At 72.1% G+C, this 12,952-nt stretch carries 12 protein-coding genes; all 12 read left to right on the top strand.

What is annotated here, in order from left to right; genetic code table 11:
• Nucleotides 1-146 precede the first annotated feature (146 nt).
• The 12 genes from Mam01_RS34800 (at nucleotide 147) to Mam01_RS34745 (ending at nucleotide 12,920) form a co-directional block, all read left to right on the top strand.
• Nucleotides 147-1,430, top strand: a complete 1,284-nt coding sequence (locus Mam01_RS34800) for a bifunctional folylpolyglutamate synthase/dihydrofolate synthase (protein ID WP_150940594.1) — start codon at nucleotides 147-149, stop codon at nucleotides 1,428-1,430.
• The gene (locus Mam01_RS34795) at nucleotides 1,427-1,786 is read left to right on the top strand and encodes a DUF4233 domain-containing protein (protein ID WP_239101849.1); all 360 of its coding nucleotides are present in this window, start codon (nucleotides 1,427-1,429) and stop codon (nucleotides 1,784-1,786) included. Before Mam01_RS34800 ends, Mam01_RS34795 begins: the two co-directional genes overlap by 4 nt.
• 11 nt (nucleotides 1,787-1,797) lie before the next feature.
• Nucleotides 1,798-3,339, top strand: coding sequence for a hypothetical protein (locus Mam01_RS34790; RefSeq protein ID WP_204289480.1), 1,542 nt, complete (start codon nucleotides 1,798-1,800; stop codon nucleotides 3,337-3,339).
• A gap of 133 nt (nucleotides 3,340-3,472) precedes the next feature.
• Entirely contained in the window at nucleotides 3,473-3,883 is a 411-nt protein-coding gene (ndk, locus tag Mam01_RS34785) for a nucleoside-diphosphate kinase (protein ID WP_117408856.1), read from the top strand.
• Between the two features lie 219 nt (nucleotides 3,884-4,102).
• Nucleotides 4,103-5,134 (top strand): rod shape-determining protein, encoded by a 1,032-nt coding sequence (locus Mam01_RS34780; protein WP_150940540.1) that lies wholly within the window; start codon nucleotides 4,103-4,105, stop codon nucleotides 5,132-5,134.
• Nucleotides 5,135-5,143: 9 nt separating this feature from the next.
• Nucleotides 5,144-6,391: a rod shape-determining protein MreC gene (gene mreC, locus Mam01_RS34775; protein WP_204289479.1), complete on the top strand. Its 1,248-nt coding sequence runs from the start codon at nucleotides 5,144-5,146 to the stop codon at nucleotides 6,389-6,391.
• Nucleotides 6,392-6,395: 4 nt separating this feature from the next.
• Nucleotides 6,396-6,914, top strand: a complete 519-nt coding sequence (gene mreD / locus Mam01_RS34770; RefSeq protein ID WP_150940544.1) for a rod shape-determining protein MreD — start codon at nucleotides 6,396-6,398, stop codon at nucleotides 6,912-6,914.
• The gene (mrdA, locus tag Mam01_RS34765) at nucleotides 6,911-8,968 is read left to right on the top strand and encodes a penicillin-binding protein 2 (protein ID WP_204289478.1); all 2,058 of its coding nucleotides are present in this window, start codon (nucleotides 6,911-6,913) and stop codon (nucleotides 8,966-8,968) included. Before mreD ends, mrdA begins: the two co-directional genes overlap by 4 nt.
• Nucleotides 8,969-8,978: 10 nt before the next feature.
• On the top strand, nucleotides 8,979-10,151 hold the full coding sequence (gene rodA / locus Mam01_RS34760) for a rod shape-determining protein RodA (protein WP_239101848.1): 1,173 nt from the start codon (nucleotides 8,979-8,981) through the stop codon (nucleotides 10,149-10,151).
• Between the two features lie 136 nt (nucleotides 10,152-10,287).
• Nucleotides 10,288-10,536: a hypothetical protein gene (locus Mam01_RS34755; protein WP_204289477.1), complete on the top strand. Its 249-nt coding sequence runs from the start codon at nucleotides 10,288-10,290 to the stop codon at nucleotides 10,534-10,536.
• A 54-nt stretch (nucleotides 10,537-10,590) separates the two neighbouring features.
• Nucleotides 10,591-12,042, top strand: a complete 1,452-nt coding sequence (locus tag Mam01_RS34750) for an NsdA family TPR-like regulatory protein (protein WP_204289476.1) — start codon at nucleotides 10,591-10,593, stop codon at nucleotides 12,040-12,042.
• A complete protein-coding gene (locus Mam01_RS34745; protein ID WP_204289475.1) occupies nucleotides 12,039-12,920 on the top strand; it encodes a phosphotransferase family protein in 882 nt (293 codons plus the stop codon). Before Mam01_RS34750 ends, Mam01_RS34745 begins: the two co-directional genes overlap by 4 nt.
• Nucleotides 12,921-12,952 lie beyond the last annotated feature (32 nt).

The following is a 12,952-nucleotide window of genomic DNA, read 5'->3' as shown; positions in this document are numbered from 1 at the left end:
CTTTTTGAGGGGGGTCATCCCATACGGGATGGCCCCCCTTTTTTTATGCCCGAACCCGGCCCCCGGCGACGGGTGTGCGGTGAAGGGCGACGACCACGTCCCGTACGCTGAGGGTCGTGGAATATCGAGCCGTCGAGCAAGCGATCATGGAGCGAGGGGTTGAGTGGGATTTCGATCCCTCTCTCGATCGGATCGCCGCGCTGATGGAGATCCTCGGCGATCCCCAGAAGTCGTACCAAGTCGTTCACATCGCGGGGACCAACGGCAAGACGAGCACCGCGCGCATGACCGAGGCGCTGCTGCGCGAGCGCAACCTCCGCGTCGGCCGTTACACGAGCCCGCACCTGCAGTCGATGCGCGAACGCATCTCCATCGACGGTGAGCCCCTCTCGGAGGAGCGGTTCACCGAGGTGTACGAGGACATCGCGCCCTACCTGGAGATGATCGACGCCAGGGTGGGCAGGCTCAGCTTCTTCGAGGTGCTGACGGGGATGGCGTTCGCCGCGTTCGCCGACGCACCCGTGGACGTCGCCGTCGTCGAGACCGGCATGGGCGGGACCTTCGACGCCACCAACGTCGCCGACGGCACGGTCGCGGTGATCACCCCTGTCGCGCTCGACCACACCGAATACCTCGGCCCGGACATCGCCACGATCGCCGGCGAGAAGGCGGGGATCATCAAGCCCAAGGCGACCACGGTGCTGGCGCAGCAGGCGCTGCCCGCCGCCGAGGTGCTGATGCGGAGGGCCGCCGAGGTCGGCGCGGTCGTCGCCCGGGAAGGGCTCGAGTTCGGGGTGCTGCACCGCGAGCTGGCGATGGGCGGCCAGATGCTCCAGCTCAGGGGCCTCAAGGGCGTGTACGAGGACGTGTTCCTGCCGTTGTACGGCGCGCACCAGGCCGGCAACGCCGCCGGCGCCCTGGCCGCCGTCGAGGCGCTGACGGCCGGTGACGACCCGCTGGGCGACGAGGTCGTGCGGCAGGGGTTCGCCCAGGTGAGCAGCCCGGGGAGGCTGGAGGTCGTACGGCGCGGGCCCACCGTCCTGGTCGACGCGGCGCACAACCCCGCGGGCATGGAGGCGACGGTGGATGCGCTCACCGAGGCGTTCGGCTTCACGCGGCTCGTCGCCGTGGTGGCGGTGATGGCGGACAAGGACGTGGAGACGATTCTGGACCTGCTCGAACCGGTGGCCGAGGAGATCGTGGTCACCCGCAACTCCTCCCCTCGCTCCCTGAGCCCCGACGACCTGGCGGTCCGCGCGCAGGCCGTCTTCGGCCCGGACCGCGTCCACATCGAGGACCGGCTGGACGACGCGATCGACACCGGCATCGGGCTGGCCGACCAGGGAGACGAACTGGGCTCCGGAGTCCTGATCACCGGGTCGGTGGTCACGGCCGGCGACGCCCGCGTTTTGCTGAAGGCCGCCAGGTGAGGGCGGAGCACGGCGGCATGTTCGAGGTGACCCCCGGCATGCGGCGGCTCTGCGCGAGCGTTCTCGGCATGCAGGCGATCGTCGTCGCGCTGGTGACTCCTGTCGCGATCACCATCAACCACGTGTCCCCGGCGCTCGCGGTGACCGTCGGGCTCGGCCTGGCCGTCCTGTGCGTGCTGATCGCCGGCCAGTTGAAACGGCCGTACGCCTATATCGCGGGCAGCGTGCTGCAGATCCTGACAATCGCTACGGGATTCCTGGTCCCGGCCATGTTCTTCCTCGGGGTGATCTTCGCTGCCCTGTGGATAACCGCCATCTTCGTCGCTCGCCGTGTCGAAGGGACGACGAAGCGCTAAAGTCGGCTTCCATGGCCGTCCCTCCCGTACCGCAGGCACGGGCCGCCGTGCCGGTCCGTGCCGTGCGCGTCCCCATGCTGGTCGACGTCGTCATCGGGCTGCTCACCGTGGTCGCCCTGCCCCTCGCGGTCGTCGCGATCCCGAACACGATCTCCGTCGTGGCGGCGCTGCTGCCGCCGGGCGTCTCGCAGATCGAGATGATCCGCGCGCACGGTCTCGCGCTGCCCGCCATGCTGGTGACCGTGCCCATCGCCGCGATGGCGGTGCGCAGGTTCCGCGCGGCGCCGATTCTCGTCGCGGGGCTGACACTGCTCGCGCTCGCGGACGCCGCGGGCGGATACACCGAGACGGTCGCGCTCGTCGGCGGGCTGCGCGTGCTCCACGGAATCGGCGCGGGCATGCTCGTCCCGGCCACGCTCGCCGCGGTGGCCGAACGTCCCCGCCACCGGGTGCTGCTGCCGATCTGGGCCGGCGCGCTCGCCGCGTCGCTGCTGTCGGCGCAGGCCCTGGCCCTGTGGGCGATCCGGGACGTGTCCTCCTGGCGGGTCACCCTCCAGCCGTACCCGCTGCTCACCGGGGTCGCGCTGGCGCTCGCCGCGGTGTACCTCGTCCTGTGGATGGTCGCCGGCGGCGCCGGTGGGGCCGACGCGGAGGGTGAGCGGCAGGTCCTGCCGCTGAGACGGCCCACCTCCGCCGAACGCGGCAGGCTCGGGCTGGCCGTCGTGCCCGCCACGGTGATCGCGGCGCTGGGCGTGGGCGTCACCTTCGACTGGCCGCCCCTGCTGGTGGTCGCCGCGGCGGCGCTCGCGACGGTCGCGATGCTGGCACTCGCGGCGTTCGGCGCCTTCGAGGGGCAGGGGGGCCGGACCCTCGCGCTCGTCAACGTGGCCGTCGGGCTGGTCGTGCTGCCGACCGCCGCGCAGATGACCTACATCGAGCTGGGCGGCCCGCTGGGCGGTCCCGGACTGCTGGGCCTGTGGGTGCCGTTCCTGGTGGCCGGGCTGGCCGCGCTCGCGGCGGCGGTCCTGGCGGGCAGGGCCCCGGAGACGTCCGCCACGCGGTTGACCGCTCTCGGCCTCGCCGCCATGGTCGGCGGACTGTGCGCCATCAGGCTTCTCGTCCCCGCGCCCTCCGGCACGCCGCTGATGGTGCCGTTCGTCCTGCTGGCCGCCGGGGCGGCGGTGGCGCTGGTCGGCGCGTTCCGGCTGGCGGGTCTCGGCTCCGCGCTGCTGGGCCTGTCGCTGTGCTTCCCCGCCGTGCTCGCCGGCTTCCTGCTCGGCACCGGCATCCAGGTCAACCGGCTGCGCGAGGCCGCCGGGTCCGCCCTGGCCGGCAAGGACGGGGGGAACGCGCTCGTCAAGGGGTTCGTCGACGCGCTGCACATGTGGGCGCTGGTCGGGGGCTTCGTCGTGGTCGGAGTGATCGTGCTCTCCTCGGTCCTGGCACGGCGGAGCGCCGCCGCAACGTCCGCCGGTCAGGTGGTGATCCCCCTGCCGACGCCCTCTCCCGAGGGCGACGACGCCGGGCCGCAGGAGCCGGACACCGTCCGCTGACCACGCGGGGTGAGCGGAGTGGCGGGCCCGGACCGGTAAGCTGCCGTTGCGTTGGAGCTCCCAGGTATGCCCGGGAACCGGCGGGTCGGACGCCACATGAGCGTCACCCACGACGACAATAGGAGAGAAGACCGTGTCCGAGCGTACGCTTGTCCTGATCAAGCCCGACGGGGTCCGTCGCGGGCTCGTCGGGGACGTCATCGGCCGCATCGAGCGCAAGGGCCTCAAGATCGTGGCGATGGACCTGCGCACGCTCGACGCCGAGACGGCCAAGGCCCACTACGCCGAGCACTCCGAGCGCCCGTTCTTCGGGGAGCTCGTGGAGTTCATCACCGGCGGCCCGCTCGTCGCGATGGTGCTGGAGGGCCCGCGGGCCGTCGAGGCGTTCCGCGCGCTGGCCGGGCTCACCGACCCCGTGAAGTCCGCGCCCGGCACCATCCGCGGCGACCACGCGCTGGAGATCGGCGAGAACGTCGTCCACGGCTCCGATTCGCCGGAGTCGGCGGCCCGGGAAACCAAGATTTTCTTTCCCGACCGTTTCTAGCCCTTGCCCCACGAGAGGCCCCGGTTTAAACCGGGGCCTCTCGTGTTTTCCCAGGTGGTGACCGAGCTTAGGTCGGGGGTGGCCGGTTTTTCCGGGGGCTTGGGAGCTCGATGTGCCCAGTCATGAGCACGTGCGGTTACGATTCGAATGCGATGCGTCATCCCGCACTCCCGCTGAACCCGGTAACCGCTCACCACCTGAAGGAAGGCTTCCTTCCGCATGGGCAGCAAGCTGACATTCCTGGGCCGTGACATGGCTGTCGACCTTGGCACGGCGAACACTCTCGTCTACGTCCGAGGGCGCGGCATCGTCCTGAACGAGCCGTCCGTCGTCGCCATCAACGTCACGACCGGCAAGATCGTGGCAGTTGGGATCGAAGCGAAGCGGATGATCGGGCGGACGCCCGGAAACATCGTCGCGATCCGGCCCCTGAGGGACGGGGTCATCGCCGATTTCGATGTGACCGAGCGGATGCTGCGGTACTTCATCCAGAAAGTCCACAAACGCCGGCACTTCGTGCGCCCGCGCATCATCGTGGCCGTACCGAGTGGAATCACCGCGGTCGAGCAGCGCGCGGTGAAGGAGGCGGGTTACCAGGCCGGTGCCCGCCGCGTGTACATCATCGAGGAGCCGATGGCGGCGGCGATCGGGGCCGGTCTGCCGGTCCACGAGCCGACCGGGAACATGGTCGTCGACATCGGCGGCGGCACCACCGAGGTGGCCATCATCTCGATGGGCGGCATCGTGACCAGCCAGTCGATCCGCGTCGGAGGCGACGAACTCGACCAGGCGGTCATCGCCTTCGCCAAGAAGGAGTACTCCCTGATGCTGGGGGAGCGCACGGCGGAGGAGGTCAAGATCGCGGTGGGCTCCGCCTGCGCGACCGGTGAGGACTTCCACGCCGAGGTCCGGGGCCGCGACCTGGTCACCGGCCTGCCGAAGACCGTCGTGATCAGCGCCGAGGAGATCCGCCGGGCGATCTCCGAGCCGGTCAACGCGATCGTGGACGCGGTGAAGTCCACGCTCGACAAGTGCCCGCCGGAGCTGTCCGGCGACCTCATGGACCGGGGGATCGCCGTGGCCGGCGGCGGCGCCCTGCTGCGCGGCATGATCGACCGGCTGCGGGAGGAGACCGGGATGCCGGTCCACCTCGCCGAGAACGCGCTCGACTCCGTCGCGCTGGGCTCCGGCAAATGCGTGGAGGACTTTGAAGCCCTCCAGCAGGTGCTCGTGCCGGAGCCCCGCAGCTAAGGAGCGGTCATGAGAGACACCCGCCGCGCCCGTCTCATACTCGGCCTCCTTCTCGCCGTCGCGCTGATCCTGATCACCGTGGACAACCGGGCCGGGAGCGACCGCGTCCTCGGCCCGGTGCGGGGCTTCGCGGCGGCGGTGTTCGGGAAGGCCGAGCGCGTCGGCGCCGCCGTGACCGGGCCCATCACCGGCTTCGTCGGCATGCTGCGCGACGCGCCGTCCGCCCGTCGCGTGATCGGCGACCTCCGCAAGGAGAATGCGCGGCTGCGGGACGAGGTCTCCGCGCAGCGGCTCGACCGGGCGCGGTCCGACAAGCTGGACCGCATGCTCGGGCTGGCGGGTCTCGGCCGCTACCGCATCGTGCCGGCCCAGGTCGTCGCGCGGCGTACGGTGGCCGGGTTCGAGGACACGGTCGAGATCGACGCGGGGGAGGCCGACGGGATCCGGGCCGACATGACCGTGCTGAGTGACGAGGGGCTGGTCGGCAGGGTCATCCAGGCCGGCCCGTCCAGCTCGACGGTCGCGCTGCTGACCGATCCGGCCCTGTCGGCGGGCGCCCGGCTGGAGGGCGGCAACGAACTCGGCGTCGTGAACGGGCTCGGCGAGGCGGGCGGTGGCGGCAACCTGATCAAGTTCCGGCTGCTCGACTCCACCGTGCCGATCGGGGTGGGACGGCGGATCGTGTCGTTCGGCTCCCAGCGGAGCCTGCCGTACGTGCCCGGCGTGCCGATCGGGGTCGTCGAGCGGATCGACAACACCCCCGGTGAGGTCACCCGGACCGCCTACGCGCGGCCCTTCACCGACTTCTCCGCACTGGACGTCGTCGGGGTCGTGGTCGCGGCGCCGAAGCGGGACCCCCGCGACTCCGTGCTCCCGCCGGTGCCGCCGCCGCCGAAACCGCCGAAACCGCGTGAGGAGCGGCGGCCCGGCGAGCACGGGGCCGGCCAGAGGTCGCTCGAGGAGGGGTTCGGCCTCCGGCGGCCGGGCGACGAGGTGCGGGCCGCGGCGGAGCGCCCGGCGCGCGAGGCGCGGCCGGGTGCCGCGCAGGAGCGGCGCGGTCGTCATGGGACGCAGAGGGCGGACGAGACAGGCGGGTACGGGTACGGTCCCGCCGGGCAGGCGCCTCCCGCAGGGGTGGCCGGAGCCGCGTCACCGCGCGAGACCCAGGCCCGTGAGGGCACGGCGGGCGCGGCACCGCGTGACACGCGTGCACGCGAGGGTGCGGCGGCCGGCGACGGCCGCGGCGGGAGGAACTGAAGCGATGCTCCGCAACGTCACCCCGGCGCTGCTGCTCTTCGTCGCCCTGGTGCTGCAGGTCAGCCTGGTGAACCGGCTGCTGTTCACGTGGGCGCCGGACCTGGTGCTCCTGACGGTCGCCCTGCTCGCGGCCAAGCGCGGGCCCCTGCCGGGCGCGGTGATCGGCTTCTGCGGCGGGCTCGCCTACGACCTGCTGCCGCCCGCCAACCACACGCTGGGCCAGTACGCGCTGGTCCTGTGCGCCCTCGGCTACGCGGCCGGTCGCATGGGCGATCGCCTGCCGCTGCTCGTGATGGCGGCCTGCGGCGTGCTCGCGCCCGGCATGGTGGCCGGCCTGGGCGCGCTGCTCGGCGCGCCGGGGGTCACCTGGGGGGTGCTGGCGACGGCGTGGCCGCGGGCGGCCGTCTGCAATCTCGTGGCCGCTCCGCTGGTGCTGTGGGCGGTCAACGCCCTGTATGGCGGCCGCCGCAGACGCGCGGGCCGTACGGAGCTGGTTCCGGGCTATAGACGGGGGGCGGCATGACACGGTTGCGCGGGCGGCTGATCGTCCTGCAGGTGATGGTCATCGCCATGATCGTCGTGCTCGTCGTCCGGCTGTGGCAGGTCCAGGTGGTGCAGGGATCGCGTTTCGTCACGGTCGCGACGGAGACGCGCACCCGCGAGGTGCGGGTGCCCGCCCTACGGGGGGCGATCCTCGACTCCTCGGGCCGCCCGCTGGTGCGCAACCGCACGACGCTGGTGGTCTCGGTGGACCGCGGCCGGCTGGAGCGCATGCCGGACGGCGGCGCCGCGGTGCTGCGGCGGCTGTCGGGCGTGCTGAAGGTGCCGCTGCCGAAGCTGAAGATGGAGATCCGGGCGTGCGGCCCCGGCGTCAGCCGCCCGTGCTGGCCCGGCTCGCCGTACACGCCGATCCCGGTGGCGACGAACGTCAATCCCCGGGCGGCGCTGCAGATCCTGGAGCGCCAGGAGGACTTCCCCGGGGTCACCGCCGACATCCAGGCGATGCGCGACTATCCGAACGGCAGGGACGCCGCCCAGCTTCTCGGCTACCTGCAGCCGGTGACGCAGAGCGAGCTGGAGAAGCGCGAGGGTCTCAAGGCCAACTACTCGGGCGTCGATCTCACCGGCCGCGACGGTCTGGAGCGGACCTACGACGCCGCCCTGCGCGGCACGGCGGGCCTGCGCGCCGTCCAGGTCGACCGGATGGGCAAGGTCATCACGGTCGACCAGCAGTCCGATCCGGTGCCCGGCGACATCCTGGTGACCAGCATCGACGCCAAGGTGCAGCGGATCGTGGAGAAGTCGCTCGACCAGGCCATGCAGGAGATCCCGAACTCCGACGGCGCGGCGGGCGTGGTCCTCGACGTGAAGACCGGCCGGGTGATCGCGATGGCGAGCCGGCCCAACTACGACCCCAGAGTCTGGACGGGCGGCATCACCGAGAAGGACTACCGGCGCCTCCTTTCCGACAAGTCGGGCAAGCCGCTGGTGTCGCGGGCGATCGCGGGCGAGTACGCCCCCGGCTCGACGTTCAAGATCAGCTCGGCCTCGGCGATGATCGCCGACGGTGAGTCGCTGCACGGCACCTTCCAGTGCCCCGGCGCCTACACCGTCGAGGGCAGGTCGTACCCGAACGCGGGCGGCATGAGCCTCGGCGCGATCTCGCTGCACGAGGCGCTGGTGAAGTCGTGCGACACGGTCTTCTACAGGGCCGGATACGAGGAGTGGCTGCGCGACGGCGGCAAGACGCCCAAGTCGAAGGTCAAGGAGCCGATGCCGAACATGGCCAAGGCGTACGGCTTCGGCCGTCGCACCGGCATCGACCTGCCCGGCGAGTCGCCCGGCCGCATCCCCACCCGCGCCTGGAAGCTGGACCTCTACAACTCGACCAGGGCCGAGATGTGCAGGCGGGCCAAGATCGGCTACCCGGAGATGAAGAACGAGAGCCGCGCCGCGTTCGCCAAGCGGCTGGCCAACGAGAACTGCCTGGAGGGCATGATCTTCCACGCGTACGAGGCGGTGAACCTGTCCATCGGCCAGGGCGACGTGCTCGTCACGCCCCTCCAGCTCGCCCGGGCGTACGCCGCGCTCGTCGGGGACGGCAACGTGCGCAGCCCGCGGATCGGCTGGGCGCTCATGCGGCCCGACGGCACGCTGCACAAGGAGATCCCGGTGCCGGTGGAGTATCACCTGCCGGTCAGCGACGAGACCCGCACCTACATCCGCAAGGCCCTCAGCGAGGTGCCGTCCGACGGCACGGCGGCCGGCGCGTTCCGCGGGTTCCCGCTGAACATCGTGAAGATCGGCGGCAAGACCGGCACGGCGGAGGTCTACGGCAAGGAGGACACCTCGTGGTTCGCCTCCTTCGCCCCCGCCGACAACCCGCGGCTGGTCACGGTGGTCATGGTGGCCCAGGGCGGCTTCGGCGCCTCGACCGCCGCGCCCGCCGTACGGCGGATCTGGGAGGGCATCTTCGGCCTCGGCAAGGGCGACAACAACAAGCCGATCCAGCCGGCGCTCCCCGACGGCAAACCGGTCACGCGGCTGCCGGCCATCAGCCGCGACGGGACCCAGTGAGGCGCCTGCCATGACCGAGGCCATGAGGGTGGGACGCGGATCGCTGGCACGGCGGGCGATCGGGCGCGGCGCGGTCGTCTGGCGGATGGACTGGCTTCTCCTCGGCGCGGTCCTCGCACTCAGCGTCGTGGGCACGCTGCTGGTGTGGTCGTCGACCAGGACCTGGTCGTCCATCGAGCCCACCGCGATGGCCAAGAAGCACGTGATCAACCTGCTCATCGGACTGGCCCTCTACAGCGCCGTCGCCGTGAGCGACTACCGGTGGCTCCGCACGTACGCGCCGGTGCTGTACGCCGTGGCGCTCGTGGGACTGGTGCTCGTGCTCACCCCGATGGGTTCCACGATCAACGGGCACCACTCCTGGATCATGGTCGGCGGCGGCTTCGCCGTGCAGCCGGACGAGCTGGCCAAACCGGTGCTCGTGCTGATGCTCGCGCGGCTGCTCGCGCGGCCGTCCGAACGGGACAAGGACCGGCCGCGGGCCCTGAACGTCGCGTTGTGCCTCGTGCTGACCGGTGTGGCCGCGGGCCTGATCATGCTCGAACCCGACCTCGGCACGACGATGGTGCTCGCGACGATCACCGGCGCGATCATCGTGCTCTCCGGGGTGCGCAAGCGCTGGGTGGTCGCCGGGATCCTGCTCGCGGTCGTGGCCGGGGTCGCGGTGTGGTCGCTGGGGCTGCTCAAGCCGTACCAGGTGGCCCGGTTCACGGCGCTGCTCGACCCGTCGACCGACCCCCGCGGCGTCGGTTACAACAGCAGGCAGGCCCTGGTGGCGATCGGCTCGGGCGAGCTGTTCGGCAAGGGGCTGTTCCACGGCGGGCAGACGACCGGCCGCTTCGTGCCCGAGCAGCACACCGACTTCATCTTCACCGTCGCGGGGGAGGAGCTCGGCTTCGTCGGGTCCGTCGCCGTGGTGGCGCTGCTCGGCGTGATCCTGCTGCGCGGCGCCCGGATCGCCCGGACGTGCAACGACCGGTTCAGCGCGCTCGTCGCGGGCGGGGTCGTCGCGTGGCTCGCCTTCCAGACCCTCGTCAACGTCGGCATGACCATCGGCATCATGCCGATCACCGGCGTGCCGCTGCCGTTCGTGTCCTACGGCGGCACCGCGACGTTCGCGAACATGACGGCGGTGGCCGTCCTCCAGGCGATCCACCTCAGGTCGCGGCCGTTCTCGTCCTGAGCCCTCGTGACACACACTCGCATGAGAGCGGTTCGCAGGGTGGCGGATCCCGGCTCTCACTGGCGGCCGCACGGCGCGGCGAACAGTATGGGAACAGAACAGGTTCGGGGGCTGAACGAACCATTACGGAGGAACGGTGACTCCGGACGACGAGGCGCGGGACCGCCAGCGTGCCCTGGAACTGCTGCGCAGGGCCTTTCCCGACTACCGGATCGTGTACGGCGGCGGCCGGTGGGCCGCGGCGGCGGCGGGCGACCCGCCGACGGTGTGGTTCGCCGAGACGCCGGCGAGCCTGTGCGGACAGCTCTTCACGGCGCAGTTGCGCAGCGGCGGGACCATCGCGCCCCTCCGGGTGGAGGAGAGCGACTCGCGGTGCGCGAGGTGACCGGTTCGTGACATCGACACCATTAGCGTGCGGGTGTCACCACTGGGAGAGCCGATGACGACACCCTCACGCGGCGGGGACCGGTCCGCCATCCAGATCGCCGGCGGTATCCGCGAGCGCACCCTCGCCGCTCTCGGGGACCCGCCCACGACCGCGGTGTTCCACCAGATCGCCGAGGAGATCCATCTCTGCTGCCCGCGGCTGTCGCGCTTCAAGTGCGTCCGGCTGGCGTACGGGTGGACGGTCGAGGAGGCGATCGAGCGCTTCCACGCGATGTGCGACCGCGAGCGGATCAAGCGCAGGGGGCTGACCGAGCGGTCCTGGCGGGAGTGGGAGGCCGGGGCCCGGCCCGACCGCGACTACACCGACCTGCTGTGCCGGCTGTTCGAGACCGGGCCCGTGCAACTCGGGTTCGCCCGCGACTACACGCCGGAGGAGATGCGCCGCCCGGAACAGGGGCAGCGCGGGCCGTGGACGCGCGGCACGGCGCCGGACCTGGTCACCGCCGCCGCCCGGGAGGCCAGCGAGCATGCCGAGCGGGCCGAGACGAGCGAGGTCGGCGACAGCGTGCTGGAGCGGCTGCGCACCCAGGTGATCTGGCTGTCGCGGCGGTACGTCTGGGAGTCGCCGCTGCCGCTGTTCGTCGAGATGCGGGCGCTGCAGGAGCAGGCCCGGCGCGCGCTGGAACGGCGCGTCCATCCCTCCCAGGCCGGTGAGCTGTACTTCCTGGCGGGCACGCTGTGCGGTCTCATGGCCAACGCCAGCATGGACATGGGCCGCCGGATGCCCGCCGACACCCTCGCCCGCGCCGCCTGGACGTACGGCAGGATCGCCGGGCACCAGTCGCTGATGGGGTGGGCGCGCGGGATGCAGGCGTCGGTGGCGCTGTGGGACCGGCGCTACGAGGACGCGGCGGGCTACGCCGAGGCCGGCCTGACCCACCTGCCGAGGGGACAGGGCGGCGCGCGCCTGCACATGCTGCGCGCCCGCGCCGGCGCCATGCTCGGCTGGACCCGCGAGGCCGAGGACGACCTGCTCAAGGCGGCCGACGCCCGCGAGCCGGGGGCGGGGGACGAACTGCACGACGGCTTCGCCGGCGAGTTCGCCTTCCGGCCCGCCAAGCACGCCTACTACACGGCCGTCGCGTACCTCCACCTCGGCCGGCCGGACCGCGCGATCGACCAGGCCCGCGCGGCGCTCGACCTGTACGCCCGGGAGGACCGGCAGAACAGGTCGTACGGCTGCGAGGCGATGGCCGCGGCCCACCTCGCCGCCGCGCATCTGATGGAAGACGATCCCGACGGGGCGGAGCGGGCCATGGCGCCGCTGTTCGACCTGCCGCCCGAGCGCAGGATCGACAGCCTGGCCGAGACCCTGCAGGCCGCCCGGCCGCGGGTGGGCGGCCCGCTCGCCGACCGGCTGCAGGCGTTCTGCGCGTCCGGCCTGCCCCAGTCGGCGGCCCGCGCGCTGCCGGAGGCACCCGTGACCGAAGGAGGCGTGGGATGACCGTCTCCACCGTCGCGGGCATCCCGCCCGCGCTCGCGGAGGCCTGCCGCCTGGCGGGGCTCGACGCGTCCGGTGCCCGGCTGCTGCGCAGCTTCGCCAACGTCGTCTACCACCTGCCGAGCGAAAGGGTGGTCGTCCGCCTCGCCGAGACGGGCGCCCCCGGCAAGTACGACCGGCTGGTCACCTCGCTCAAGGTCACGAGGTGGCTGCACGAGCAGGGCTTCCCGGTCACGCTGCCGCTCGACGTGCGCCAGCCCCTCGCGGTGGAGGGCTGCCTTGCGACCTTCTGGCACTACGAGGAGGGCGCGGGCGACGGTGACCCGGTCCCGCTCGGCCTCCTGCTGCGCCGCCTGCACTCCCTGCCGCCCGTGCCGTTCGAGCTGCCGACCTTCGATCCCTTCGGCCGCGTGCGGCGGGCCGTACGCGCGAGCCGCGTGCTGGACGACGAGGAACGGGAGTGGCTGCTGGAGCGGTGCGGGGCGCTGGAGGAGGCGTACTACGAGCGCGTCGAGTTCGCGCTGCCGTACGGGCTGGTCCACGGCGACGCGCACCGGGGCAACCTGATCCGCACGGGGGACCGGCTGTTGCTGTGCGACTGGGACTCGGCCGGCGCCGGGCCGCGCGAGATCGACCTGGTGCCCAGCCTCCAGGGCGCGCGGTTCGGCGTGTCCGACGCCCAGCGGGACGGCTTCGTCCACGCCTACGGGTACGACATCCGGGACTGGCCGGGATATCCGGTGCTGCGCGACATCCGGGAGCTCCAGACGTTGACGGCCGCCCTGCGCATCGGGCACCGGGACGCCGCGGCCCTCGCGGAGCTGCGGCACCGCCTGGCCTCGCTGCGCGCCGGGGACGACCGGCTGTGGCATCCCTTCTGACCCCTCCTGGAGCCCCACGAGGGACGGCAAGA

Origin of the sequence: Microbispora amethystogenes, assembly GCF_016863015.1 — a bacterium.
GTDB lineage: Bacteria > Actinomycetota > Actinomycetes > Streptosporangiales > Streptosporangiaceae > Microbispora > Microbispora amethystogenes.
Note: the sequence above shows the minus strand (reverse complement) of the source record. Positions and strands in the feature narration are given on the sequence as shown.